The sequence below is a fragment of the Bradyrhizobium sp. WYCCWR15520 genome (assembly GCF_056174665.1).
The window spans coordinates 1-25,556 of sequence record NZ_JBWBWM010000027.1; the positions used below are offsets into that span (position 1 = coordinate 1).

The window sequence follows — 25,556 nt, forward strand, 5'->3', positions numbered from 1 at the left end:
AACTCATAGAACAACGCAGCTTGTTCGATTTGCCGATGCCCCATCATGACCTTCAGTCCTGCCAATTAGACAGACTGAATCACTGATATCTCTGCGTCGCAACAGCCGCCTTTTTCAACACAATCGGCCCCTAGCTGACTTTCGCTCAGGAAGCCGCCATGTCTGCTTCCGGGGATGAGGCGACCATGGTTAGGCAGGCCGCGCAGGTCTCAGCTTGTGACCCAACTCAGACATCGCAATTGCAGCCGCGCTGCCGTTGACACCCCCCTCGGACGGGGTCCATGCTGGGTTAGCGCGTTCGGCATTCGAGGCAGTGTCGGCGACGAACCTCGTTCCAATAATCAACCGTGCCGAGCCGCAGCATCCGCCTGACGGATCAATTCGGCTTCGAATGGGCACGCGCTCCTTAACTGGAGGGAACGCCATGTCAAACAAGACACCTTTTATGTACGCCATATCTCTCGGTCTGGCGCTAACCCCGATTTCTTTGTCCACAGTGTCGGCCCAAGAAAGATGCAAGGTCAGTGAGGATGCCACGGCCGCTAAATCCAACTATACTCAGCAACATGTGCTCGACGTCGGTGATGTACCTGGGCATCAGATCCGAGTTTACGAGCTCCACCGTACCTATGCGAACGACAAGCCAAACTGCGAGAACCTCAAGCGCACCGAGTTATGGAGCCGAGGTTATTCCGACTACATCGATCGCAATGGCCGAACCTGGGGATACGACGTAACCTTGTTCGAAAATGGCGACAAGATCTTTTCTCAATTTGACGGAACGAGCCAAACCACGGTCGGACCCGATGGTTCAAAGAAAAGCACCTTCACAGGTGTCACCCGATACACCGGCGGCACCGGAAAATACGAGGGTATTCGCGGCTTCTTGAGGATCCACGCTGTGTTTGAGCCCGACAAGAACGTGAACCAGCTGCAGACTGAGGGTGAGTACTGGTTGCCAGCTTCAACGGTGGGTCAGGGTCAGAAGTGACGACCAGCGCGGGGCACGTCTGCTTTACCCCCAGTAGCCGCCACGAACGGATTTGATCCTGGGGGAACGATCCGCCGTTCCGTCAATATCCGTTCGTGGCCCTAGCAGGCATCGCGAAGTCGCCTGCCAATTTCCGCTGTTGAGGGTACAACGGGCGCTCCGCAGCTTGGGTGCGGGGATTTCTTCAGCGAATTGCCGGCCGATCTGAAGCCGGCAGGTCAGCCGCGTGGTGCTCGTGCGCAGCGCATCGAAAACATGGGCCGCGAAGATGCCAGTGCTTACCATTGCCAGAAACGCTACCAACATTCTAATAGAACCAAGTTCATCTGACTTGCGGATTCTCAGCCGCGCGATGGAGAGAATGCGATCGCGGCTCGCGCCACGCGGCAGCTAGAGTGCTGCGGGGCGCCTCGTCCACCTTGGCTTCTTTCGTGTCGTCGCGTGGCGCCGACCCGAGCACCTCGACGGTTGCGGTGGCTCCCGCAACGAGTTCATTTCGCACAGTACGATCGAGAGCGATTCGGACCGGGATACGTTGGGCCAACCGCACCCAGTTGAAGGTCGGATTGACGTTGGCGAGCAGGGTAGAACCGGCGCTGCGATCCCGGTCTTCGATACCGGCCGCGACGCTCTCCACTTTGCCCTGCAACACATGGCTGCTTCCCATCAGCCGGACCTTGACCGGGTCGCCGATGTGGATGCGCTGCAGCTTGGTTTCCTCGAAATAGCCCTGAACGTGCAGCGTGTCGGTATCGAGCAGCGCCATCACGCCCTTTCCGGGCGTGAGGTAGGCGCCCGGTCGCAGCTCCATATTGGTGACGATGCCGCTGACGGAGGCGCGCACCTCGCTGCGATCGAGATTAAGCCTCGCAAGAGCGCGGTCCGCGACCGCCTGATCATAGCTTGCTTTTGCCGTGGCTTGCGTGGCGACGACCTGATCCATCCTCTGCCTGGAAACAACGACATCGGTTGTCAGCGCACTGTAGCGTTTCAGGTCGGCATTGGCATTGTCGAGCGTGGCACGTCTGGCGTCCAGCACCGCCTCGGCCTGTTCCAGCGCGATGGCGTACCGAGCCCGATCGATCCGGAACAGCACGTCACCGCTTTGTACTTGCTGGTTGTCCCGAACCAGAACCTCGCTCACAAAGCCGGAGACGTCGGGAGCCACGGGCACCACGTCGGCGCGAACGTGACCATCACGGGTCCAGGGCGCTTCAAAATAATAATCCCACAGCTTGTAGCTGGCCCAGACTGCGGCAAGCACCACGACACCGGTCAGCGCGAAGCGGCGTAGCGAATTCAGAAGGGCTTTCATGACACCAACTCCTTGGAGACGACGTTCGGCAGGGGCACGGCACTATCGCGCGTGTCTCGATTCCGGCAGCGCTTGGCGGCTTCGAAGTCATGCATCCCGGTCTGCCACTGCAAGCCAACAATTGTCCCCTTCACAGGCTGCAGCAAAAACAATGCCGCAAGCCCAGTAATGGGTACCCAGATCAGCAATTGAAGCCAAACAGGAGGTGAATAGGCCATCTCGACGGCAAGGAGTGCCGGCACGACAAGGTGGCCGACGACAGCGATCACAAGATAGGCTGGAAGGTCGTCTGCGCGTTGCGCCGTGTAATTCTCGCCGCAAACCTCGCAGCTGTCGACCACCTTCAGAAAGCGGCCGAACAGATGGCCTTGACCGCAGTTCGGGCACTTCATCGTGAACCCGCGCCATAAGGCTTTCGGGAACGAAACGGGCGTGGTCATGAGAAAAACTCCTTGGAAACGAAGACGAAGCTGGTGACGATGCAGACATAAACGGCGAAATCGAACAGCGCGGGATGCCAGACATGACGATAGAGACCGACGCGCCCAATCACCTTGCTCACGACGCGAGCGACGACATAGGCAAGCACGCTCCAGAGCAGGAGGCTCGGAACGATCACGCCGAACAGATCAAGTTGATATTTCATGCCGCGATTGTCCTCTGTTCGACTTGCTGCGGTTGATAGGGCGGCGATTCCGGGAAAAGCCCGGAGCGAATGCCGGCGAGACTCACAAGCACCTCAGCGTGGGCTTCGCCCGACGAATCCTGCAACGTGAATGCGATCGTGTCGTCGAGCTGTCCGATCAGGGCATCGGGAAGCCGACCGGTCGGGTGGGCCCTGCAAATCGAAGCAAGACGAGCGAGGAACGCTTCGATCGCCGCCCTTGTGCGGCGCGACAAGCCAGGGCTCACCCGCCTGATGTCGAGAACATTCAGCGCCGTTCGAAGCTGGCGGAGACTTGCGGCGTCGCTCTTTGCCTCGGCAGGAACCACGGTGATCCGCCCCGCAAGTAGCGCCAGGCGATGCTGCATCAGGCTGGCAAGGGCAAAAGGATCCTGGTCCGATTTGCGTTCTGCGACCGCAGCAAGCGTTGTCCAATTGCTCCGTAGCAATCGACTTGCGATCCACTCAGCCCCAAGCAGGCGAACGATGCCGCAGATCACGCCGGTCAGTGCGACCCCCAACATAAGCGCCAGACTTGAGTTGGCATAAAGCGAGAAATCGGCCGAGTAGCTTTCAGTCAGCGCCAATTGCACTGAGATGTAGATGGCAAGTATTGAGCCGACGCGCGCTGTCGCGGGCCGCGCAGCCATCCAGCCGAACAACAGGAAAGTCGGCATGAGTGCGGCAATCAGCATTTCCAGCGTCGTAATCCGCGGCAGCACGCCAAAAAGGTAGATTCCATGTATGGCGATGACGATGAGAAACAGGCCATAGAAGTTGCGGAATGTCGGAAGTGGGTCGTCTGCGCCGGCGAGGAAGCTGCCGACGACGGCGGCAAACAGCGGAGCGACGACGCCGTCGGACCAGCCGGTCGCGATCGAGAACATGCTGCAAGCCAGCACGGCAAGCGCCACGGACGCGGCAGTGAGGAGCGCAGACCCGTGGTCCCGGTGCGGGACGGCCATGGTCAACCTGTCAGGTCTGAACACGAGCGGAAGCGAATCCGGATGGCGACCATCGGCGATCGCCGCGCGCAAAAGCCGGCAATCCTGCATGACGTCCACAAGATTGCGCAGCCGGATGACGAGACCGGCGACCGTGATGTCGGTCCAGCCCGCATCCACGTCCAGAACGGGCCGAACCTCGTCAAGTGCTGCGCGCAACGCATCGGCCTCCTGACCATTGCGGCTGCCGTCTTCGAGCCATCGCGCGGTCCTTGCGCAGATTGCGGCAACGCGCGTCGACGCTTCTTCGTCCGAATTGAGTGCGAGCTTGCGGTCCTCGATCGATCCGAGCAGGGGAAGTAGCGACAGCATGTGCTGTCGCAGGCGCTGCAAGCCTTGCGCAATATTCGTGGAAGCGGCGACCTCATAGCCGAGATGGCGCCCAAGCTGGTCGATTTCGGACGCTGCGGCGGCGAGGCGGATGCGTTCGCGGTCCCTATCCTGTTCGCTGCCACGGCCGGTGAGGACGTCCAGGCCAAGCCGGCGTGCACCGGCGAGCCAGGTATCGGCTTGCGCGGTGATGCCAGAGGCGACGCTTCGTGGCAGCACGATCATGGCAACGACGCTCGCGCAGAGGATGCCAAGCCCGATCTCCTGCACACGGGCGACCACGATGTCGAAAGCCGATTGAGGCGTTGCAACGATTGGGAACCCAAGCAGCGCCACGGTGTAGCCTGCCAGCATGAACACATAGCTGCGCGGTGTGCCGTCGATCAGCGAGAGGTACAGGCAAATGCCGACCCAGAGCGCGATGCCGAGGCTGAGGAACTCAGGCGCATTGACGAGGTTCGGGACCAGGATGATCGTGCCTGCCGCTCCGATCAGCGTCCCCAGAACGCGATAGACGGCTTTCGAGTAGGTTGCCCCGGTGAACAAGTTGGCGGTGATGTAGACCGAGGCCATCGCCCAGTATGGACGCGGCATGTCCAGCAGGAGCGCGATCGAGAATGCCGACATCGCCGCTGCAAACGTCCTCAGCGAAAAGAGGAGGGCGGCATGTCGATTCCAGAATGAGGAAGGCTGGGTCATGACGATTGTGACATCCGCGGATTGTTATTTCAGCAGCGCATCCCGCTCGGAGCTGCAATGCGGGGACCGACGTTGGCTTGCGAAGCTGCTGGGAAGAACGCTAGCCCACATGCCTGCATTTCCGGACGCCTCGGTGCAGTGGCCGAGGTGCGGCGGTGTCCGGACGGCGCCGATGCTGCCGTCGGGCTTCAGGACGGTCACGAACACCATGAGGCACAGCACTTTGGCGGCGAACATGGCGAGGGTCACAACGTCGTTCATGTCAGCTCCCGTCAGTCGGCTTTGGCTGCACTGGTCATACGAGGTCCGAGCGGCCGCGGCTTTGCCCGGATTGCCGATGCTTTGTCATTTGTTGCTGTCGACGTGGCCTGAGCCCCTTCCATCGCTGCGACCGCGTCGAGTGGGCTGCGTTGCTCGGGCTGGATGAGGTCTTGGTCCGGAACGACATCCAGCTTGGATCCAAATTCTGTGGCGAGTTGCATTCCCGAATGCGCGGTATCGAACACCACGCGTTCCGGCCATTTGTGGTCTGAATGGATGCGCAGATTGACCCTTTCATTGGGAGGAAGCGCAGAATGTGAATGAGCAGCGGGACCTGGAAGCCACCAATCGGCGGCCAACAGCGCCACGAGAAGTGCACTTCCTACCCAAACAAAGTACTGACGTATCGGCATGGCGAGCACACCCTCAGTGGCTTACGAGGGCGAGGATAGTGGTATGACGGGCCACCGGCTTTGCATTGCGTGCTCTCGACTTGTCATTTGTTGCTGATGACTGGCGCGCCAGCGACATGCAGGTTCAGGCCAAAAACCGAAAGCGATTGCCTGGCATCCGTCAGAGAGAACCGGAATGGTTGCGATCCAGCCGTTTGACGATATTGACCTGGCGCTAACCCGTCGCCTGCTTGAAGGCTCGCGTGAAATTGGCTTGGCTGGAGAAGCTGAGCGCCAGCGCTGTGTCCACCAAGGGCCGATCGCCATGGATCAATAACGCTTTCGCGCGCTCGAGGCGCTTGGCGCTGACTCACACGAGATAGCCGGATACTCCGTCCCACAGTAATTTCAGCGCTGTCACGACCAACAATCCGTAGCAGACCCGATAAATCTGGCGTTGGTCCAAACTTCCGTGCAGCCGCCAGCCGGCCCACACGCCAGCGGGAATGGCGAGCACGCAAAGCGCCATCAATGTCCAGACGTTACCTGTTGGCTTCACCAGCAGGAGCCAGGGCACCGCCTTGGTCGCGTTGCCGACGGTGAAGAACAGGCTGGTCGTTCCTGCGTAGACGTCCTTGCTGAGGCCGAGGGGCAGCAGATACATCGCAAGCGGCGGTCCGCCCGAATGCGCCACCATCGTCGTGACTCCCGCGGCAAGGCCGGCGGTGATCGCCTTCGGCGTCGAACGTGGGCGCGTCGTCACCTCTGCGCCTGCAACAAGCCACAGCACGACAAAGATCAGGGTGATCGCGGCCATCGCGATCGCGATGGCGCGGTGGTCCAGGAAGCGGAATAGCAGATAGCCTAGTCCGATGCCGGTCACGAGCCCCGGTAACAGCGCTAGAAGGTCCGGCTTCGACCACGTCGAAGGCTTCCAGTAGAGCAGGCCGAACAGATCCATCGCGATGAACAATGGAGCGAGAAGGCCGCCGGCGGTGACCGGGTCCATCACGATCGACAACAGCGGAATGCCAATAATTGAGAATCCGCCACCAAACGCGCCCTTCATGAAGCAGATTAGGAACACGCCGGCAAAGGTGACCAGGATCGTGGCGACCGTCAGCTCCATGGTGCCGCCTCCAGCGTTGGCGCGTGTTGGCGTCCGCCTGGATATGTTGCGGCGGCCGAGATCAATTCGTCCGTTTTGTCCGAATGCGTCACCCGGCCGAAGACAGCCGCCTCCATCTGGAAACGGGTCAGGCCTATGTCCCGCAGTGCGCGGTCGTCGAGATCGTGAAGGCATGCCACGGCGGTCCGCCGGCCGAGGTGGTTAGCGATCCGATCACAAGCCGTGCTCAGCAGGCCGGAACAGGAGTCCAGCCCGGTCGTGACGGCAGGCAGCACGATGGTCGAGAGGATGACGGGCATTTGTAGTCCAATGTTCTTGGGGCCATGCAGTGCAACCTGGCGATTTTCGTCACGGCCGGCTGACGGGGGCTCCGCCCAACCGCCTCAATGATCCGCCGGCTCCGGGATCATCCACGAGGAAATCGTCTGCCAGGCGCCATCGCTCGACTTGCGCTGGTACGCGACGAAGTCGGCATCGTCGCCGTGCTGGATCTCGTAACGATAGGATTCGAAAGGTCTTGTCATTGAACTCTCCTTGCAGTTTTCGAGGACCGGCTTCACGCGCCGTCGTCAATGAAGATCTGCCGGATACGCGACCCCGTGTAGTGGTCGTCCGTGGAAACGGTCCTTCCGGGCAGCGGAAGGTCGTTTGAAAGGGACGTCCGTGCGCGCGACCTGCCAGGGATCGATGCTGCCTTCCGAATTCCGGGGCGCTATGGCAAAATCGGAAGACGTTCTTCCAAATATCGGAAGGGGGATGCAATGGATCGCCTCGAAGCGATGTCGACCTTTCTGACCGTGGTCGAGCAGGGGAGCTTGTCCGCTGCGGCGCGGCGATTGAAAACGCCGCTCACAACAGTCAGCCGCAACGTATCCGAGCTCGAGGCTCACCTGCGGACGAAGCTCTTCAACCGATCGAGCCGGCAGCTGGTGCTAACGGATACAGGCACTTCTTACGTTACGGCCTGCAAGCGCATTCTCGCTGATGTGACCGAAGCGGAGCGTACAGCGTCCGGTGAGTATACCGAACCGACTGGCGAGCTGGCGGTGACGACCCCATTGGGCCTTGGGCGCGTCATTCTCATGCCGATCATCGCGGACTTCCTCAAGACCTATCCGGACATCAAGGTTAGGATGATCCCTACCGATCAAAAGCTGAGTCTGGCTCAGGAGCAAATCGACGTCGCGGTGCGCATCGGAGAGTTGCCGGATTCGAGCTTGATTGCGTTACGGCTCGGCAGGACGCGCCGAGTAGCGTGCGCCAGTCCCGCCTATCTGGCGGCTCGTGGAACGCCGCGCACGCCGGAAGATCTGGCCAAGCATGATTGCATCAGTTATCCCGGCTTCTCGCCACCCGATGTCTGGACATTCGTCAAGGGCAACGCGACCATAGCGGCGCCGGTGCATACGCGGCTCATCGTCGGCAGCGCTGAAGCGGCTTGTGCCGCGGCCCGGGCCGGTATCGGAATTTCCATCGCCTTTGCTTATCAAATCGAGGCTGCTCCCGAAGAAGAAGCACTGACAACCGTGCTGGACGAATTCCAGCCGCCGGCAATGCCGGTCAACCTCGTGTATACGGCAAACCGGTTCTTGCCGATCAAAGTACGGGCTTTTCTGGACTTTGCAGCACCGCGGCTGAAGCGAGCCTTCGCGGAGTAGGCCGCGACACTCCGATCTCTGCTGTTCAGAGAATGCGGTCGCTTTTAGCCGCCAAAAGCGGTCCGCGTCTGCGCGCAATCTCCGTCCGGACTTGCTCGTGTGCGCTACTTCGGTTGGCGGAGTTGATCAGCACCGGTCCGGATTTCCAAAATTCGGAAGGATGACTTCCGATTTCCCCGCCTGTTGACCCAGGCCTTTCGCCCCATCTGCCATCCATGACCCGCCGAAAGCCGGCACAACAGTTGGAGGCGAATATGGGTGAAGTTATCCGATTTATCCCGAAGGCCGAGCGCGAACGGCTTCGGCTGATACGAGAAGCCCGCGCGAGATACGACAGCGTCTTCCCGCCGGCCGATTCCGTCCACGAGCAGCGCGACAACATTCCAATAGTTCATTCCGTCAATGGAACCTGGATTCATCAGGGCGGCGAACCGTTGTCGTGATCAACAACGTGGCCGTGCTCGATAGTCAACCAATAGGAGAAATCGCTATGTCAATTCGCAGCATACTTTTCGCCGCTGCATTCGGTATCGCCTCTCTGGCGTCCGCCCATGCTGATGGTCTGCGCCCGATCGAGGGCAAGAGCATCGACCTCGGCGGGATATCGGGGATCGCGTACTACACTGTCGAACGTGATGGGTTTCACGTCGTCGCCACCCTTGCGCAGGGCGAGGCAGGAACGCCGATCCGCGTTGTATCCGTTCTTGCACCTGGCCAGCGCGTGGTTCTCTCGACGCCGCAGCAAGCGGATGCAATCGAGATCAGCCGGAACGGCGACAGTGTTCTTGTTCGCAAGGCGAACGCGACGACGAACTGACTTCGACTCGAACCAGTGCAGTCGCTAAGCGGAAGGAAACTAAACATGTCCACCATCCACCTTCAGCGGACGACCACTGCGACACCCGAGCAGTACGTTGCCGGGCTCACCGATTTCGGGCCGGGTCGCTCGAAAATCTTCGGCAATAGCGCTGATGAATACCTGCAGGTGCACTATAAGGAGAGCTCGCAAGCCGATGTCACGGAAGGCTCGGGCGGAATCTGGGAGCGCCTGCACTACGATTGGTCCGATCCTAATCGCGTCGTCCTCACAACGACCGAGTCCAACGTGTGGGGTGGCGCGTCGGGTCACATCTACACCTTCACTCGTCAGCCTAACGGAACGACCGACATTGATGTGGTTGTCATACGCGATGGCAAAAACCTGACGGGGCGGCTCCTCGGGTTCGTGCTCGGGACCATCGGCAGGCGGGTTTTGGAAAAGGCGTTTGAAAACTCCGTCAAGGCCATCGAAGCCCGGAACAACAAGGCTGAACGCCTGGACGCAGGTAATTCCAAGCTCGCAGCCAGAGCAGGGGGTAGCGGGCGAAACCAGCAGGAAGTGACTGTCACCATCGTCAGCCTGAGGAGGTAGACATGCCTATGGTTCAAGTGAGCAGCGAGGCTGCAACCAGAGCCCCGCGGGACCAACTGTATCTTGACGACCTTTATGTCGGACAACGCTTTACCAGCGGGACGCACAGGCTTGACGAAGCGCAGATCAAGGCATTCGCGGTTCAATTTGATCCGCAGCCCTTTCACACGGACAAGCAGGCCGCTGAGCGCACATTTTTCAAGGGCTTGGTGGCGAGCGGTTGGCACACGGCCGCGATCACGATGCGACTGAATGTCGAGAGTGGTCCGCCACTCGCCGGCGGCTTCGTCGGCGCCGGGGGAGAGTTGAGCTGGTCGGCACCGACCCGTCCTGGAGACGTACTCCATGTTGAGAGCGAAGTCGTCGAAGTCACGTCCTCGCGTTCGCGACCCGATCGCGGCACGATAGTCCTTCTCAGCCGGACGATAAATCAGCGCGGCGAGGTCGTTCTGATTCAGAAGGCCAAGCTTGTTGTACCGCGCAAAGTCGCAGCGTGAGGCAAGCTCGGTTTACAGAATAGACCATCGGGCAAAATTCGGAATGTCGCTTATCTCACGACAGCGGTCTCCCGGATTCCGGGCCGAGCAAGTTGAGGCCACTCTGTAGGAGCGTGTCTTGGAAATCCAGCATGATCAGCCGGCCGCAGGGAGCCGATATGGATTGGAGCACTACGGTTTCGAAGGAATGCTGTCATCTTCGGCGGATCGAGCTTGGCCCGGCCTGTCGGCCCAACTATGTACCACCGTCCGCAAAGGGGTGATCCCATGGAGGACCCCACAATCCGAGATCAGCATTTGCGTCGATACCCACGGCAATGAATCGCTGGTCACGCGGCGGGCCCCAGGCGTCGAAAGCCGGGTAATCGCAAGGCGAGGTACAGTTTGGCTCTCTCCTCCTGGTTTGCAGGAAGGTTCGGTTGATATCGCCGAAGATCTGACGGGAATTTTGCATATCTATCTTCCGGTGAGCCATTTCTCGCCGGGCAATTTCGAAATCGATGTCGACCTAGCCGCAGTCAGTGCGCTGAACTACGAAAGGGCATTCGATGATCCGCTTCTGGCCGAGATCGGATTTGCGATTGCATCGGAGCTCCAGAGTGAAACCTCCGCCGGCGGCCTGCTCATTGGAGCCCTCGCAGCCAGTCTGGCGGCGAGGCTGGTTCAAAAATATGTCACCGCATCTTCCGCCCAATCCTTTCCTCGCCACACCGTTCAAGGGCTCGATCGGCGCAGGCTCTTGCGTGTGCTGGATTACATCGAAGCGAACCTGGAAGGCGATCTTAGCTTGGAGCGCATGGCATCCATTGCCTGTCTGAGCCGATACCACTTTGCCCGTGCCTTCAAGCAAGCCGTCGGGCAACCTCCTCATCGCTACGTAAGCGCCAAGCGCCTTGACCGCGCGAAGGCCTTGTTGATGCAGAGTCAGCGATCTTTGGTGGATATTGCACTGTCGCTAAGCTTTTCCGACCAAGCCAGTTTCACACGCGCATTCAGGCAAGCAACGGGTCAGGCACCCGGCCAATATCGTCGGGAGCTTGGATCGCGGGGGCCGGTAAAGTCACTGACTGTCATTAGGCAACCGTCCGCGAGTTTGGCCTGACTCTGCAGATCACAGCCGCATCAGCCTTCAAGACCGGTGGCTTCGTAGGGCTGCCCTCAAGATCAGCAACTGACAATACGACAGCATGTGACGCAAAGCATGCAGCCCGCCGCTTCACTATCTTCGATGCGATGAAAAGACATGAAGCCGGCGCGCGGGGGCGCCTTCGAATTTTCCGGCTCGCCATGGAGAAGCCGGCGCGCCGGTTATCACTACGCATTATGCGCGTTGCGCCACCTTCATGCTCTGCAGCGGCACCGCAAGCGGGAAGTCGTATGCAAGCTCGATCTTGCTGGACGGGCGTGAGTAGCGGCGAGTGAAGCAGCAGAATTTCTGGCGTGCCGTCGAACGCGCTTACGGGCGCAGCGACGGATGGTCCACGCAGTAAGCGATCCCACGTCCCTTCCATAGTTTGGAAGGACAACTCCCGACTTTTCTGTATTGCTGCAAAGCCGCCTAGCGTCGATATCGAACGGGCAGAACGACTGAGGAGTTCCGTGATGAGAATCGTAGATGCAACCGCGTTGTCAGGTTTTGCTCTCAAGACGGCTGGGTCAGCATCCGACTTCGCCAGCGTCGTTCACGACCTGATCATGGACGTGCGCGACAGCTACCGACCCGAACTGCTCTACATGCGCGGCCCCGACCCGAAATGGCGGACCCGTCGCGATGCGGCTAACCCAACCCAATAGCCGGCCGAGGTTGCGCAATCATGTTCGTGATTCCGGTGTACCTGCTTGCCGTTTCGCTCTTGATCAACCTGGCGACTATCGCAAGAGTCGAATCCTCGGAGCGCATCCGCATCTCCGATCGAGCCCCTAATCACGCTCGTTGGGCGGAAATCCGAGGTTGGATGCTGCTCGTTGGCGCTGGCCTCTGCATCGTATTGGTGGCTATGCTGAGCGGTTCGGTGCATGCCGGTGTCGCCCTCGAAGCGCGCAAACTGCCGATGACGTTCACCTGGGTCGATTGCCAGCCGAATTGCCGGGGCTGGGTCAGCGCGGTTGGTATCGTGACTGCCGATAGTCCAAGGGATTTTGATGAATTCGCCCGCGGCCGACAGCTCGGCGGCGCGACCATCCTACTGGATTCCAGCGGCGGCTCGGTCAACGACTCGATCGCGCTCGGAAGGCGGTTCCGGGAGCTCGGGATGGTGACAACCGTCGGGGCGACCCAAAGCGCGCGCGGCAAGCGTGCCCACGTGTCGCCGGAGGCTTACTGCGAGTCCATGTGTGCTTTTCTGCTGCTGTCAGGCAAGTTGCGCTACGTGCCGGAACAGGCGCATGTCCGTGTGCATCAGATCTGGATGGGCGACCGCGCTGACAACGCGCAGGCCGTGAGCTACAGCGCAAATGATCTCATGATCGTGGAGCGCGATATCGGACGTCTCGCCAAGTACACCTTCGACATGGGCGGCACGGGTGATCTGCTGGCACTATCGCTGAACGTGCCGCCGTGGGAAGCTTTACATGAACTGTCTCGGGAGGAATTGCGGCTGACCAATCTCATAAATACCGACATGGTTGCTCAGCTGGGCAGCCCCAACGCAGCGGGGGTCGAGCTGCCGCTCAAATCAGGACAGGGTCGGTTCGTAAGCACTGCGGCGGCTTCTGCTGGGCGAGAGTAGCGGGTAGCCCTTTCGAAGGGACTGCCTCCGGTTCTCGGAGGGCACGCAGTTTCCTCTGCGTCGACCAATGACGGCCGCGAGGTTCCGAAGGAGGGTTGTGCGCCCTCGCGAGCCGAGGCCGACGAACAGGAATTCGCATGTTAGCAGCAATCGCTCTGCAAGTACCTCAATCGCGCTGGCGCAGCAGCACGTCTGGTTCGCTAGACCATCGCGATGTCCACGCCAACGCCATTGTCCCAATTCCCGACCGGGGTCGCCACGCCGGCGTCGATCGTCGATGCGCTGTAAGCAGAAGCCAGTCATTCGCCAAAAGTACGCGCGAGCTTTGCGAAGGGCCGATGCGTCCGCGGCACGTATGTCCCCTCGGATCGGGCGGAGGAGATTACGAGATCCCTGAGCTTCACGAGACCATCACGCGTGCTGGCGCGTTTCTCGGTGGGTGGCGGCAATCCGAAAGTGGCGGATGACGACAGCCTTGGGCTGCGCGGCTTCAGTTTCAGGCTCGGGGGCGTTGACCAGCGCTCGGACATTCTCACACAAAGCGCTCCGGTTCATTATGCGAGGACCCTCGACCAGATGTTGGCCTTCCTCGAGGCGCGCATTCCGGGACCGAACGGAAGGCCGGATCTGGAGAATGTCAACGCATTCTCCGTTGCCAATCCTGAAACGTTGCATCAGGCAAACTATATCGCTGCGCATCCGCCGCGCGGGAGCTTTGCCGGCACGACCTATTGGGGCGTACACTCCTTTCCCGCAACGAATTCAAGAGGCGAGACGCGGTTCAGTTCAAGGTCGTTCCGGTCAGCGGAAGCGTAACGCTGACGGAGGATGAGGCCAGGATGAAGTCCGCCGACTTCCTGCACGGCGATCTCGAAAACCGGATTCGTGCGGGCGATATCCGCTTCAGCGTAATGGCGCTGCTCGACCGTTCCGGCGACCCCACCATGGACGTAACGATCCGATGGCCTAACGAGGACCGCCGTGAGGAGGTGCGGCTGGGAACGATCGTCATCACCGGTATCGAGCCAAACGAAGCGTGCGATGCAATCATGTTCGATCTAGCGAATCTCGCTGAAGGTATCGGACATCCGCCAGATGAGATCTTTGCGGCACGCCACGCCGCCGGCACCCTCTCATTCGCGAAACGCCGCTGAATGGAAGATGCCTGGCCTACCGGGGCCATGTCTCGCCCTCGGAGCGCATGCGCTTCCGACCAAGGAAGAAAACACCCTTGTAAAGTGGCTTAGATTGCCGAACCGGCCGATATCGCAATCTCCGACCGCGGCAGGTCACGGCGAAGTCGGACTGGTATCGCTCGCCCGCGATGTGGTTGAGCTTATCTGATAGCAGCGCACGATCGTCCACACGGAATTGCAGCGTATCGGTTCCGTGACACAAAGGCCGAGAAAGTGCCCAAGAACGTCAGAGCTATTGTCCTTCCGTGACAATCCCGCGATATGTGCGACAGCGGCAAAACGGCCGCGCGCCGCGCTTGCCCGCGACTTTGGTCGCCCGTAGGCGGGTTGGAGCAGGTTTAGGCAAAACACGGCCGCTTTGGGATAGACTCCGTACCTGCACAGCGCCTAGAACGCGTGCCGAACGTTCGATCAAGGTGCCCCCCTCAACGGCGAGGACAGGCCCATGAGCAAGCAGGTTCTGCGCGTTCTTTCGCAAGAGCATCAGCCAGACATTTCCCGGGCGCAGCAGCGCGATTTGCCGATCGGCGAGCGTCCTCACGCCGATGCGGAAATGACGCGCGTGCTCAAGACCAAGCCCGTTCGCATGGCGTCAGACCCGTCCAGCGGCGCGATCACCTTTTGGAAACATGATCCCCTGCACGACGTCGTTGCGCCCATGGCCGATCACGTAATCATGAGCTTCCCCGCCGAACCGGTGCGGTTCGAGCGCCGTAACGGGAAAGAATTTGTGAATGGAATGACGCGTCCCGGGACCGTGACGGTCATTCCGGCTGGTTCGAGCTCGCGATGGGACATATACCAGCCTCTGAATGTCGTTCAGCTCTACCTGCCGCACACGACGCTCCAGCGCGTTGCCCACGAAGCCGATGTAGCCGCTCCTGCCGATCTTGTGGAGCGAACGGTTCATCCCGACTCCGTTACATCCCGGTTGCTCCTCAGTGCTGCGGATGCGCTTGAAGGCAGTGCGGCGCTGGATTCGCTGTTCAGGCATCAGCTGACGGATCTTCTCGCCACGCGCCTCTTGGTGGCGCACGTCGGCTCGCCTGCAACGTTCCAGCCGGTCATGGGCGGGCTGTCGCCCAAGGTTCTGGGTCGCGCCATCGAACGCCTGCGTTCGGACAGCGATGCAGACGTATCGCTTGCCGCGCTGGCTGCTGATGCAGGCCTGTCGCGCTTCCACTTCTGCCGTGCCTTCAAGGAAAGCACCGGACTGTCGCCGCATGCCTGGTTGCGCCAGCACCGGCTTGAGCAGGCCATGAACATGCTTCGCGATCCTGACGCGTCAGTCGTCTCGATCGCAGCCACGCTTGGCTATTCCTCGCAGACTGCCTTCGCTGCGGCATTCAAGAAGCTGACCGGTGAGACTCCCAGCGATTGGCGGCGACGCATCCGGTGAACATGTCTTGCCGATGCCAACTTGGTGAATGGCAAATGCAAGGGTCGTTACGCTGATGGCATGATCAACTGGGCGGCCGTGACGGGGGAAACGACAATGCTTCCGAGCATGGGGGTGGATAGTTTCGGCAGCAATGGCATCACCGATTTCAAGTGCAGCGTCGAAAGGAACAGGCGATGAAGACGTTTCTCAGCATCGGCGCGGGCCCCGGGATGGGTTTCGCGACCGCCGAACGCTTTGCCAAGGAGGGTTTCCAAGTAATCTTGGCCGCTCGGAGCGTCGCCAAGACGCAAGAGCTGGCCGAAAGGCTGACATCAAAAGGGTACAAGGCTGACGTTCGCAAAGTCGATTCGAGCGATCCGAACAGCGTCGCGGAACTGGTCACTGAAGTTCAGAGGCAGCACGGCTCGATCGACGTCTTGCACTACAACGCTGCATCCAAGCGCAAGGCGACTCTCTCTGAACAGCCGCGCGACAGCTTCAATGGTGATCTCGCCGTGAACATCGGCGGAGCACTCGTCGCCGCTCAGGCGGTCGCCCCGAAGATGGAAGAGCAAAGGTCTGGTGCAATCCTGCTGACGGGAGGTGGCTTCGCACTAGCTCCCAGCCCGGACTATCTCTCGATCAGCATCGGCAAGGCCGGTATTCGCGCTCTGGCTCACGGACTTTTCGAACCGTTCCGAGAAAAGGGAATTCACGTCGCGACAGTAACTGTCTCCACGTTCGTTTCCCCGGAATCGAAGGAGGCCTCATCGGTGGCCGAACACTTCTGGCATCTGTACAGCCAGCCAAAGGACTCCTGGACCGTCGAAGCAAACTACGCCCCCGCGAGTGCATGACCCGGGGAGCGATTCCAGGTGGACAACACCATAACGGAGGTCAACCATGAAGATCGTTGTGATCGGCGGCACCGGCCTGATCGGCTCGAAGACTGTCGCCATTCTGCGCCAGGGTGGCCACGAGGTCCTCGCCGCGTCGCCCAACAACGGCGTCAACACCATCACGGGCGAGGGGCTCAAAGAGGCCCTGGCCGGCGCGCAGGTCGTAATCGACCTCGCCAATTCGCCCTCGTTTGAAGACAAGGCGGTACTGGCGTTCTTCGAGACCTCCGGCCGCAACCTTCTCGCGGCGGAGGCCGCAGCCGGTGTCCGACACCATGTCGCGCTCTCCATCGTCGCAATCGACCGGACAGACAATGGCTATTTCCGCGCCAAGGTCGCCCAGGAGAAACTGATCGAGGCCTCCGGCATCCCATACACCATCGTCCGCTCGACCCAGTTCCTGGAATTCGTCCGCGGCATCGCCGATTCAAGTGTGGATGGAAACATAGTCAGGCTTCCGCCCATCCTGTTCCAGCCCATTGCGGCGGATGACGTTGCTGCCAACGTTGCCGATGTGGCGCTCGCGCCACCGCGCAATGGTATCGTCGAGATCGCTGGCCCGGAACGAGCGCCATTCAACGAAATCATCGCCCGCTATCTGAAGGCGGTTGGCGACCCGCGCGAGGTCGTGAGCGATCCCGACGCCCGATACTGGGGCGGCCGGGTTGACGAGCACTCGCTCGTGCCGTTGGGCGAGGCGCGCCTCGGTCGCATCGGTCTCGACGAATGGCTTCGCCGCTCACAGGCGGCCGCCTGATCCCGCATCGGAGGTATGCCCGGTCTGTCACGAGCGTGTGCAGCGCCACGAATGAAAGAGGCGACCATGACGATCAAACTCGCTGCGTTGGTTCTTCTGTGCCTGATGACCGGCACGGCGGTGGCCCAGGAGCCCAAGGTCACGCCACTCATGTCCAAGGATCTTCCAGAGAATCCCGGCAGGGAAGCTCTGATGATCACAGTCGAACATGCGCCCGGCGGATCGAGCGCTATCCACCGACACAATGCACATGCGTTTGTTTACGTGCTGGAGGGCTCCGTCGTGATGCAGCTAAAGGGTGGACAACAGGTGACACTGACACCAGGACAGAGCTTCTATGAAGGCCCTGACGATGTTCATGTCGTCGACCGGAACGCAAGCGCCACCCAGCCGGCGAAATTCCTGGTGCTCTTGATCAAGGACAAGGGCGCCCCGGCGCTCGTGCCCGCACAGTGACTGTTACGGCAAGCCAAGTACGCGAAAGATGAAGCGAACAACAGGAGACAAACATGAGCCTAGACTACACCTCACATACCCCACATCCCGGTCGACCGGGTCCCGAAGAGTTGGTTCCGTCGCGCTATGCGCTGCGGATCGGCGAGATTGACGTGCTGGTAGTCAGCGATGGCGTGCTGCCGCTCCCAACCGCGATGTTGGCCCACAATATCGACCCTTCCGTTCGGGCAGCCTGGCTGAAAGACATGTTCCTGCCGCCGGACGCGTTCGATTGGGCGCTGAACGTCATCGTAGTGCGTAGCGGCGGCCGGACCATACTCGTCGACGCTGGGCTGGGGTTCGATCCGGACTTGCACTTGCCGCGGGCCGGGCAGTTGATCCATCGACTGGAGGCCGCCGGCATCGATCTGGCGTCCGTGACCGACGTGGTGCTGACCCACATGCACATGGACCACATTGGCGGGCTGCTCGTTGACGGGGTGAAGGACCGGCTGCCTCGGGACCTGCGGATCCACGTGGCGGCGGCCGAGATCAAGTTCTGGGAAGCGCCCGATTTCTCCCACGTCTCCATGCCACCCGGATTCCCGGACGCGCTCCGATCGGCTGCCAAGCGGTTCGTGAAAGAGTACCGCAGCCATCTGCGGTCGTTCGAGGAGGAGCATGAGGTTGCGCCGGGAGTGGTCGTCACTCGCACCGGCGGCCACACCCCCGGGCACAGCGTCGTCCGCGTGGCATCCGGCGGCGACCGGCTCACGTTCGCCGGCGACCTCGTGTTTCAGGTCGGGTTCGAACACCCCGAGTGGTACAACGGCTTCGAACATGACCCCGAGGAGGCGGCCCGCGTTCGTATCAGTCTTCTGCGCGAACTCGCCACGACCGGCGGGCTGCTGGTGGCCACTCACCTGCCGTTCCCATCCATCGGCCATGTGTCGCTGGACGGCGACGCCTTTCGCTGGGTGCCGGTCTCCTGGGACTACTGACCGCTTGTGGGGATGATTACCCGACAAATCAAAGCCCGCCGGTTCACGCTGGCGGGCCACGGCCCCGGATTTCTACGATGCAGTAACCTGCATTCTCCGACGGGCGAGAGCGTGATCCAGCTCACGTGATCGGGAAAAGTGGCAAATCAGCCGCTCCAGACGGGCGGCCCTTCTTCACAAATTCGGCGCAATACTTGGCTAGCATTTCTTCATTGCTACCAGTCCATTTTTTGTTCATTGCTATGAACGGATTTGTTTTGCGCTTAGGCGCCGTAGCCCTTTTATTGGGCTTCGCAATGTGGGCGACGCTTGGTCCGCCGAAATAAACCGTCGCTCGTATCAACATCGGTCACGCATATTAGAGTTCTTTCATCAGGGCCCAAAAATTGGACTCTGTAGTAACTGTCATGAACTCTTCCTCGGTTCCGCAGTTCTGGGTATGGTGCCTTGAGGCAAGTACGGGTGCGTAGATGACGGAACACACTCAATTGGCAAACACACCACGCGAACGTTTCCTTGAAGCGGCGCAAAAAGAGATGATCGACTTCGAGCGGAAAGAACGAGAGTTTCGAAAGAAAGCAAAGCAGGAGCGAGCCGCAGAACTGCGACTACCACTCCACAAGTCAGAACTTCACAGCTAGGCGGGGCCTGGAACGCCGCGCCACGCGGCCAGAGAGCCGTCGATAAGTCAATCCAGCGACGGCTCGTGTCGTTCATGGCGGGTCGGCTCAACGCGCAATGCACATCGTGGGGAAGTTGCAGCCGGTTCACGCTGGCAGGCCATTTGCACGCACGGACCGCCTAAGCCAGGCGGCTGTCCGAACGACCGGCTTTCCACCCGCCAAAGTCATCGGGGAGGGAACTGGCCAAGCTCTCCAGATTTGATTGCTCTTCGGTTAAGCGCTTTTGGACAAACTGCCGTTCAAGTTCTGTCAGGCTCGTTTTCAATAAGTTGCGATAGCGTTGAATATTACAGCGATGCGTACGCAATCGAGCCAACTGTTGATCAATCATCTATCGTCGTCCTTTGACGAGTGGGGTTTATTTGCTTTGTTTTGACGCAACGCCGGCCAGAGCGGAGTATATTCGCTCGGCGGCATTGGTATTTCCCCGGTCGGCTGCTGAAATGCCGGCTAGCTAACCTGCCGCAGGTTTGTGACGCTTTGATTACAGAGCCGATGGCCGAAGACCCGTTGAGAATCCAAGCTGTGACTAGGCGTTGTTCTTTGGCCTGGAGTCGAGAAGGCTTGGCAAAGGCGGCATCTGCTGGCGGGGAGCGTCGATCGGCTCGTCGGAAGGTGGCACAACTTCCTCCTCCTTACCGCTGAGAATGACACCAGCAAAGCCGGCGACTACCAGCAAGGTCCCTGCGATCATCAACCAATGTGGTAATCCCAACGATGCTATCATGAGCCTCGCCGATGCTGTGTTCTCCTCGCAGGGGCAAACCGGGCACGGTGAGGACAGTTCCTAGGGCATTCGTCGTTGCCGTGGTGAACGCACCTGACAAATTGGAGGAGCAAACGAAAATACTGGAAGTGATGCATCACCGGCCTAGGGCCATGTATGGGCCGACTTTTGGGGGCGCGACCCGACTGAAACCAGCGCAGGGATGCTAGTCAGTCGATTGGCACGAGCCGTTCGTCCCACTGCGCCGCTAGGTTCTTGATCTGCTCGAAATTCAGGATCGCCGGTTCACCCTCGCGGACGATTGTTGTCCGCTTGAATTGCTTCGCGACGCACAAGATGCAAACATCACCGAAATCGCAACGCGTTTCGGCTTCGTCCATCTCGGCCGCTTCGCGATCCAGTACCGGCATCGCTACGGAGAAACCCCGTCGGCGACGTTGCGGAGGTCGCGGCGGGCCAGTACGACGTCGGCGTCACAGTGGCCGATGCTTGCATCCAGGCTGGAGAGGCCGGCTATTGCCGTCCTTCCCTTCGACAACATCGGCCTGCCGCCCCATCATTCAACGGCCTTCGCCGACGAGATTGCCATGGCGCTCTGGCGCCTGCACTGGCTTCACGTCGTTGCGCCGCCGAATGCGCGCTATCGATTGTATGGCAAGGTGCGCGAAAGCGGGCGCGGGAGCGGGAGCATACGAGTTATCGTCCGTCTGCTCGATGCCCTGACAGGCCGATATCTATGGGCGGCGGCCTGGGAGGGCGATGTCCGCGACCCCATCGGCTTTGAGGAGCGCGTCGCTCACGGCGTGGCGCGCGCAATTCAGCCGGTGCTGCTCGATGCTGAGATCGATCGCGCGGCGCATCTCCAGCGTGGCGACCTCACCGCATGGGGACTGACCATGCGTGCGCTCCCATGCGTCACAGCAGTCGACGCTGCTGCTGAAGGCATGGCGCTCGAATTGCTGGACGAGGCCATGGAGCGTGCCCCGCGCGACCCGCTGCCGATTGCAACGGCTGCGTGGTGCCGTGGGCTGCGTGCCGGCCATCATTTCACGGTACGGCCCGAAGTGGAGAGAGCCGCGGCGAGCGAATTGGCCGCCCGCGCGGCAAAGCTCAATGCCGGCGACGCACTGGCAGAAACCATGCTGGCTGCGGGCTACACGCTCGCGCACGACCTTGCCTCGGCCGCAGTCCATGCCGACCGCGCGCTTGCGCTCGATGGCGGGTCGGCCTGGGCGTGGGGCCGTAGCGCCTGGGTCAAGGCATATCATGGCCAAGCGAGCGAAGCGCTGGAGGAATTCCAGATCGCGCGCTCCCTGGCACCGGCTGATCGGCTGAACTTTCTCTGGTCGGTCGGAATTGCCTCAACCAACTTCCAGAACGAGCGTTACGATGAATCGATCCGTTGGTACAAGCGCGCGCAGGCAGAAAATCCGGCAAGCACCTGGACCAATCGTTTCCTCGCAGCCACATACATCCTAGCGGGACGCGCCGACGAAGGTCGCCGCGCGCTCGATACTTTCATGCGCCACTATCCGGGCTTAACTATCAGTGCGGTGCGCTCGGGCCTTCCCTGGAACGCTTCTTACCTCGACCGTACCTGCGAAGGTCTCGAACAGGCGGGGATGCGGCCTTGAAGGCCCCATCGCTGCAGCGCCACTGGCACGGACAGTCTCTCCCAGCAACCGGCTGAAACGTCGGTTGAAAGCGATCCAGCACGGACCGGGCCAACCCCAGAATAACCCCGGCTACACCACGAACGAACGGGCGCAATCGTCCGCACAAAGAACCAAAGGTATAGGATTTTCAACGCTATACGCTGCAATAATCGGGTTCGGGACGCAATGGAGTTGAAAGCAAGCAGGGAAGTCTGTCACTTTGCGTAACACCGCCGGACGCACAGGCAGCCTTGGACCTCAATCTGCGGGGGGTGATGTCGGTCATGGTTTGCTCATGACAAAGCCCCGTGTGACGTTCCGGCCTGATGCCTTTTCGGCCAGGCTACCGCCTGAAACAGCGATTTGAGATGGTTGCACGTCCCCGCAACCAAACAAAGCCCTTGAGAACATGATGTTCTCAGGGGCTTTTTTACTGTCCAGAGTTTGGCTAGTAGCGTGGTTTGTGGAAGCGGCCGGAAGAAAGTTGCAGCGTAAATTCAGCGGGGGTGACGCGAGATATGACAACTCAATCGTGTCAATCCGCCGCGAATGATCCAGTGATCGATTGGAGGGGAGTTTGAGTTTTCAATCGGTTAGAAGGCGACGCGTGCACGATGTGCACCGAGAGGTCAAAAAACCGAAGGAGAGCTCATTGGGCCGGTGATCGCTGCGGGTGAACGCCACGGCCCGTTTCTTGATGACCGTCAAAATTGGGAAAATTCGGCCCGACGAACTCAGCGAGCCAACCTTCGGACACGAACGACGAAGAGACGTCGCTATTCAAGCCGCGCGAACGTTGACGAGAAACTTCTCGACGGCCGCTTTCAGGTGGGCGCTTTCGCTGGAGAGTGACTTCGCCGATTGCAACACCTGCGTCGAGGCGGCGCCAGTCTGAACCGAACCCTCGCTGACGTCAGAGATATTGGCTGCTACCTCCTTGGTCCAATGGCGGCTTGCCCGACATTGGTGGCGATCTCGCGGGTCATCACGCTCTGGGTTTCAACGGCCGCTGCAATGTGTGCCGCTATTTCAGACACGCTGCCGATCGTCGCGATGATCTCCTTGATCGCTTCGGCAGTCTCGGTCGTGGAATTCTGCATGCCCGCAACGTGGGCACCAATTTCTTCGGTTGCCCTTGGCTGTTTGTGACGCCAGCGCCTTTACCTCTTGAGCGACGACGGCGAATCCTCTGCCGGCCTCTCCGGCGCGGGCGGCCTCGATCGTTGCGTTCAATGCCAACAGATTGGTTTGCGCGGCAACAGACGAAATCAACTGAACGACATCACCGATCCGAGTCGCCGCTGCAGTCAGATCGACGATGCGCGCGTCGGCCCTTTGACCTTGCGCTACCGCCGCGTTCGCGATCTGGCTGGATCGATCGACCTGCTGGGCGATGGCTCCGACTGAAGAAAACAACTTGTCGGAGGAATTGGCCACCGAATCGACATTTGCCGACGCTTCTTCCGAAGAGGACGCGACGACTTCCGAAAGGTGCTGGGTTTTTTCTGCGGTTGTAGTCAACATCCTGCTGCGGATTCGAGCAAGCCGGCATTGGTCTGCCGAGTCGATCAACAACGACTACGCCGTCGGAAAGCCAATCGAGTTTGGCCGGTGAGTGACTACGAGCATGATCGGGGACGACGAGCCCGCTATAGGCGGTCATGCGCTGGTAGGCCCAATCACCCGCAATCTCGTCGGGTAGGGCGGCGTGGAGGTGAAAGCTGCGGCGCGCCAGCGCATCGAGCGGAGTGCCAGCGGACCAGTCGAGCGCCAGAAATCCGCCGGCCTTGCCGGACGCCGCCGCGGCCACTTCGGTCCGCTCCACCACGATGACGTCGATGCCGCGGCGAGCGAGGAAGTAGGCGGTGCAGGCTCCGATCACGCCGGCTCCGCAAATCACGATCCGCATGATGTCTCCATGGATCCCTACAGAAGCGCCGAGCCAGCCCAGGCCTGGCTCATTGGCTGCTGTTCGCCCGGCCACCAGTTTGACGGCGTGTTATGGCCGAAATTTTGGTGGGACGTAGCGTAAACGGGTGTCATCGCTTTGGTGGCTGTCAAAATAGCGGCACACTCCACAAAGAGTCGATCCCGGAGGACCGCTCCGATTAGAGAGTCGATTGCGAGGCGCGGCGTACTGAAGCGGCGTCGCGCCGATTTAGTTCAGCTCTGGCTCTGGGCTTGAAAAGCACTTATAGGCGGGAAATGCACCTCGCCTTTGGCCCATCTCGGCAAGTTATTGAAGCTGCAAACATCTTCTCCGCCCTCCGAGCGCACCACAGGCATAAACCATTGATGCGAAAAATGTTTTCGCGGTTTTTCTACTCCCGCATTGTTACTCACAGCGAACGTTAGTACTTTGTTCCGTGCAAATCTTCCCTGTTTGGTTTCGCGCGTCTTGGTTCAGCGCTTGCTCTCGTTGTCGTCGCATCTTTATTTGAACCAACGCCCCGCGAAGGAAAACCACCATTTGCTCACAAGAGGGCAGTGGCGTAGCGCAGCGCAGAAATCGGCGGGTTCGTACTCTTATCCGTGAGCGCTATGCGGTCCCCGAGCTGCGTGTCCATCAAAAGACATGCGGGCAGGGTGCCGTCCGCACTGCCAGACTACGTCGTTGAGCACGCCCACTGCCTCACGCCGATGTCGATCAATGACAGCCAAGTCGGGGTCGTATGGCGGTTACGGCAATGGACGGTGCCGAGACCGGAAAGTTGATTTGTCACGCTGATCCCTTGCCGACGCCTTGGCCATATTGGTCCGGTCCAAGCGGCATCGCTCCAGCTTGCCGCGGGCCTTCATGCGTAAGATTCAGGGAGCAGAAAAATCAGGTGGGTTGTGCGGAAAAACGGTAGCGCTCGCCCGCTACTTCTTCCCACTATTTCGTACGGCAGCCCACGATTATCTGCGATTTCGCACGCTTGATGGTAGCGCCCATGACGGCCTGCCCGAGTTGGCGATGGTGGCTTTCGCAGAATGAGCTGTTATGGAAGCTCTCCTTGGCAATAACGGACACCCCATTGGCGCCACCAATTGATTGGCGGCTCGCTACGAGACGGGGCTCAAATTACACAAATGGAGTCAGTCCGCGCACTGATAAGCAAAGAGGCGAAACCTTATCAATCGTGAGTTTGAAGCCCATTAACCGACATGGAGGCAGGCACGGCCGGGGCGATGTAGAGAGCTACTCCTTACTCTTCGCGCAGGCGAGTTTCATCGCTCGCCGGTCCGTCCGTACTTTCGGTCGTTCGCCGGCTCTGGATCTGGCTTGATCTCAACCGCACTGCTTGTGAACGGGCTACCGGGCTGAGCAACGAGGTCGGTTTTGACCCCAGACCGGACCTCATTGCCACGTTGTTTTACGGGCGACGATTTTAATGTTCTGGCCAAACGAAAGCCGACCCAGTTGTCCTGGACGTCTGGGGTGATAAGGAAGCGGCTTCCGGATCGGACGCCCAATGGATTGCCGATCCAGGAACCGCCGCGCACGACACGGTCGGTGCAATCTCCGTATGTGACGGGCGGAGCCATCGACCGGCGCGCTAGCAGCTGTCCCTGAAGCAGTCCTGCACCCGCGACAGAGTAGGCGCGGTTCGAGGGTTAACAACCGGTAAGTACAGCTGTCCGACTTCAGTCACGCGACTGTCACATAACCGTAATATTATGCCTTTGCCGCGTCTCTACCGGGTTGCTTCGGAACGCGATCCCAGGTGATCGACCGCCCGCCCGACGGACCTCTGAATTC

The 25,556-nt window shown here is 60.1% G+C and carries 30 protein-coding genes and 2 pseudogenes; 17 read left to right on the forward strand and 15 right to left on the reverse strand.

All coding sequences use genetic code 11. From position 1 onward, the window contains the following. Positions 1 to 424 precede the first annotated feature (424 nt). Entirely contained in the window at positions 425 to 991 is a 567-nt protein-coding gene (locus tag AC0QUY_RS27975) for a hypothetical protein (RefSeq protein ID WP_475389436.1), read from the forward strand. 322 nt (positions 992 to 1,313) lie between these two features. Here AC0QUY_RS27975 and AC0QUY_RS27980 read toward each other — a convergent pair whose 3' ends face one another. The 10 genes from AC0QUY_RS27980 to AC0QUY_RS28025 all read right to left on the reverse strand — a co-directional run bounded on the left by AC0QUY_RS27980 (position 1,314) and on the right by AC0QUY_RS28025 (position 7,309). Continuing rightward, positions 1,314 to 2,306: an efflux RND transporter periplasmic adaptor subunit gene (locus AC0QUY_RS27980; protein ID WP_475389437.1), complete on the reverse strand. Its 993-nt coding sequence runs from the start codon at positions 2,304 to 2,306 to the stop codon at positions 1,314 to 1,316. Further along, positions 2,303 to 2,746 carry a DUF983 domain-containing protein gene (locus AC0QUY_RS27985; protein WP_475389438.1) on the reverse strand — a complete coding sequence of 148 codons (444 nt, stop codon included), beginning with the start codon at positions 2,744 to 2,746 and terminating at the stop codon, positions 2,303 to 2,305. Before AC0QUY_RS27985 ends, AC0QUY_RS27980 begins: the two co-directional genes overlap by 4 nt. Further along, positions 2,743 to 2,952: a DUF1656 domain-containing protein gene (locus tag AC0QUY_RS27990; protein ID WP_475389440.1), complete on the reverse strand. Its 210-nt coding sequence runs from the start codon at positions 2,950 to 2,952 to the stop codon at positions 2,743 to 2,745. Before AC0QUY_RS27990 ends, AC0QUY_RS27985 begins: the two co-directional genes overlap by 4 nt. Beyond that, the gene (locus tag AC0QUY_RS27995; RefSeq protein ID WP_475389441.1) at positions 2,949 to 5,003 is read right to left on the reverse strand and encodes an FUSC family protein; all 2,055 of its coding nucleotides are present in this window, start codon (positions 5,001 to 5,003) and stop codon (positions 2,949 to 2,951) included. Before AC0QUY_RS27995 ends, AC0QUY_RS27990 begins: the two co-directional genes overlap by 4 nt. Positions 5,004 to 5,027: 24 nt before the next feature. Continuing rightward, entirely contained in the window at positions 5,028 to 5,264 is a 237-nt protein-coding gene (locus AC0QUY_RS28000) for a hypothetical protein (RefSeq protein WP_475389443.1), read from the reverse strand. An 11-nt stretch (positions 5,265 to 5,275) separates the two neighbouring features. Then, complete coding sequence (locus tag AC0QUY_RS28005) at positions 5,276 to 5,677, reverse strand: hypothetical protein (RefSeq protein WP_475389444.1); 402 nt, start codon at positions 5,675 to 5,677, stop codon at positions 5,276 to 5,278. A gap of 214 nt (positions 5,678 to 5,891) precedes the next feature. Continuing rightward, positions 5,892 to 5,966, reverse strand: a complete 75-nt coding sequence (locus AC0QUY_RS28010; protein WP_475389562.1) for a hypothetical protein — start codon at positions 5,964 to 5,966, stop codon at positions 5,892 to 5,894. A gap of 60 nt (positions 5,967 to 6,026) precedes the next feature. Further along, positions 6,027 to 6,785, reverse strand: a complete 759-nt coding sequence (locus tag AC0QUY_RS28015) for a sulfite exporter TauE/SafE family protein (protein ID WP_475389446.1) — start codon at positions 6,783 to 6,785, stop codon at positions 6,027 to 6,029. Then, entirely contained in the window at positions 6,776 to 7,084 is a 309-nt protein-coding gene (locus AC0QUY_RS28020) for a DUF1127 domain-containing protein (protein ID WP_475389447.1), read from the reverse strand. Before AC0QUY_RS28020 ends, AC0QUY_RS28015 begins: the two co-directional genes overlap by 10 nt. 84 nt (positions 7,085 to 7,168) lie before the next feature. Continuing rightward, positions 7,169 to 7,309, reverse strand: coding sequence for a hypothetical protein (locus AC0QUY_RS28025; RefSeq protein WP_202639062.1), 141 nt, complete (start codon positions 7,307 to 7,309; stop codon positions 7,169 to 7,171). Between the two features lie 237 nt (positions 7,310 to 7,546). Between AC0QUY_RS28025 and AC0QUY_RS28030 the strand changes: the two genes are divergently transcribed. The 14 genes and pseudogenes from AC0QUY_RS28030 to AC0QUY_RS28095 all read left to right on the forward strand — a co-directional run bounded on the left by AC0QUY_RS28030 (position 7,547) and on the right by AC0QUY_RS28095 (position 18,749). Then, a complete protein-coding gene (locus AC0QUY_RS28030) occupies positions 7,547 to 8,443 on the forward strand; it encodes a LysR family transcriptional regulator (RefSeq protein ID WP_475389448.1) in 897 nt (298 codons plus the stop codon). A gap of 254 nt (positions 8,444 to 8,697) precedes the next feature. Further along, a complete protein-coding gene (locus AC0QUY_RS28035; protein WP_475389450.1) occupies positions 8,698 to 8,886 on the forward strand; it encodes a hypothetical protein in 189 nt (62 codons plus the stop codon). Continuing rightward, a complete protein-coding gene (locus tag AC0QUY_RS28040) occupies positions 8,883 to 9,260 on the forward strand; it encodes a hypothetical protein (protein WP_475389451.1) in 378 nt (125 codons plus the stop codon). Before AC0QUY_RS28035 ends, AC0QUY_RS28040 begins: the two co-directional genes overlap by 4 nt. A gap of 45 nt (positions 9,261 to 9,305) precedes the next feature. Further along, positions 9,306 to 9,854, forward strand: coding sequence for a hypothetical protein (locus tag AC0QUY_RS28045; protein WP_475389453.1), 549 nt, complete (start codon positions 9,306 to 9,308; stop codon positions 9,852 to 9,854). 2 nt (positions 9,855 to 9,856) lie between these two features. Further along, positions 9,857 to 10,351, forward strand: coding sequence for a MaoC family dehydratase (locus tag AC0QUY_RS28050; protein WP_475389455.1), 495 nt, complete (start codon positions 9,857 to 9,859; stop codon positions 10,349 to 10,351). Positions 10,352 to 10,469: 118 nt separating this feature from the next. Further along, positions 10,470 to 11,453 (forward strand): helix-turn-helix domain-containing protein, encoded by a 984-nt coding sequence (locus AC0QUY_RS28055; protein ID WP_475389456.1) that lies wholly within the window; start codon positions 10,470 to 10,472, stop codon positions 11,451 to 11,453. Positions 11,454 to 11,953: 500 nt separating this feature from the next. Continuing rightward, positions 11,954 to 12,145, forward strand: a complete 192-nt coding sequence (locus tag AC0QUY_RS28060) for a hypothetical protein (RefSeq protein WP_475389457.1) — start codon at positions 11,954 to 11,956, stop codon at positions 12,143 to 12,145. A gap of 161 nt (positions 12,146 to 12,306) precedes the next feature. Beyond that, positions 12,307 to 13,080 (forward strand): COG3904 family protein, encoded by a 774-nt coding sequence (locus AC0QUY_RS28065; protein WP_475389563.1) that lies wholly within the window; start codon positions 12,307 to 12,309, stop codon positions 13,078 to 13,080. Positions 13,081 to 13,311: 231 nt separating this feature from the next. Next, positions 13,312 to 14,234, forward strand: a pseudogene (locus AC0QUY_RS28070) (catalase). A 487-nt stretch (positions 14,235 to 14,721) separates the two neighbouring features. Further along, the gene (locus AC0QUY_RS28075; protein WP_475389458.1) at positions 14,722 to 15,675 is read left to right on the forward strand and encodes a helix-turn-helix transcriptional regulator; all 954 of its coding nucleotides are present in this window, start codon (positions 14,722 to 14,724) and stop codon (positions 15,673 to 15,675) included. Positions 15,676 to 15,851: 176 nt separating this feature from the next. Next, a complete protein-coding gene (locus tag AC0QUY_RS28080) occupies positions 15,852 to 16,514 on the forward strand; it encodes an SDR family NAD(P)-dependent oxidoreductase (RefSeq protein ID WP_475389460.1) in 663 nt (220 codons plus the stop codon). Positions 16,515 to 16,560: 46 nt separating this feature from the next. Then, positions 16,561 to 17,313: an SDR family oxidoreductase gene (locus AC0QUY_RS28085; RefSeq protein WP_475389461.1), complete on the forward strand. Its 753-nt coding sequence runs from the start codon at positions 16,561 to 16,563 to the stop codon at positions 17,311 to 17,313. Between the two features lie 66 nt (positions 17,314 to 17,379). Further along, positions 17,380 to 17,769, forward strand: a complete 390-nt coding sequence (locus AC0QUY_RS28090; RefSeq protein WP_475389463.1) for a cupin domain-containing protein — start codon at positions 17,380 to 17,382, stop codon at positions 17,767 to 17,769. Positions 17,770 to 17,822: 53 nt separating this feature from the next. Next, positions 17,823 to 18,749: an MBL fold metallo-hydrolase gene (locus AC0QUY_RS28095; protein WP_475389465.1), complete on the forward strand. Its 927-nt coding sequence runs from the start codon at positions 17,823 to 17,825 to the stop codon at positions 18,747 to 18,749. A gap of 801 nt (positions 18,750 to 19,550) precedes the next feature. On the opposite strand, the gene AC0QUY_RS28100 is transcribed toward AC0QUY_RS28095, so the two are convergent. After that, positions 19,551 to 19,763, reverse strand: coding sequence for a hypothetical protein (locus tag AC0QUY_RS28100; protein WP_475389466.1), 213 nt, complete (start codon positions 19,761 to 19,763; stop codon positions 19,551 to 19,553). A 605-nt stretch (positions 19,764 to 20,368) separates the two neighbouring features. After that, positions 20,369 to 20,539, reverse strand: coding sequence for a hypothetical protein (locus AC0QUY_RS28105; protein WP_475389467.1), 171 nt, complete (start codon positions 20,537 to 20,539; stop codon positions 20,369 to 20,371). Positions 20,540 to 20,644: 105 nt separating this feature from the next. Here AC0QUY_RS28105 and AC0QUY_RS28110 point away from each other — a divergent pair, with 105 nt between their 5' ends. Then, positions 20,645 to 21,793: a hypothetical protein gene (locus AC0QUY_RS28110; protein ID WP_475389468.1), complete on the forward strand. Its 1,149-nt coding sequence runs from the start codon at positions 20,645 to 20,647 to the stop codon at positions 21,791 to 21,793. Between the two features lie 1,050 nt (positions 21,794 to 22,843). Here the strand turns inward: AC0QUY_RS28110 and AC0QUY_RS28115 are convergent. Both AC0QUY_RS28115 and AC0QUY_RS28120 read right to left on the reverse strand, forming a co-directional pair. After that, positions 22,844 to 23,338 (reverse strand): methyl-accepting chemotaxis protein, encoded by a 495-nt coding sequence (locus AC0QUY_RS28115; RefSeq protein ID WP_475389470.1) that lies wholly within the window; start codon positions 23,336 to 23,338, stop codon positions 22,844 to 22,846. A 199-nt stretch (positions 23,339 to 23,537) separates the two neighbouring features. Then, positions 23,538 to 23,723 (reverse strand): annotated as a pseudogene (locus AC0QUY_RS28120) (FAD-dependent oxidoreductase); the annotation flags it as partial. 888 nt (positions 23,724 to 24,611) lie between these two features. Between AC0QUY_RS28120 and AC0QUY_RS28125 the strand changes: the two are divergent. After that, positions 24,612 to 24,791, forward strand: a complete 180-nt coding sequence (locus tag AC0QUY_RS28125; RefSeq protein WP_475389472.1) for a hypothetical protein — start codon at positions 24,612 to 24,614, stop codon at positions 24,789 to 24,791. A 233-nt stretch (positions 24,792 to 25,024) separates the two neighbouring features. Here the strand turns inward: AC0QUY_RS28125 and AC0QUY_RS28130 are convergent, their stop codons facing one another. After that, on the reverse strand, positions 25,025 to 25,342 hold the full coding sequence (locus AC0QUY_RS28130) for an SUMF1/EgtB/PvdO family nonheme iron enzyme (RefSeq protein WP_475389473.1): 318 nt from the start codon (positions 25,340 to 25,342) through the stop codon (positions 25,025 to 25,027). Between the last annotated feature and the right edge of the window lie 214 nt (positions 25,343 to 25,556).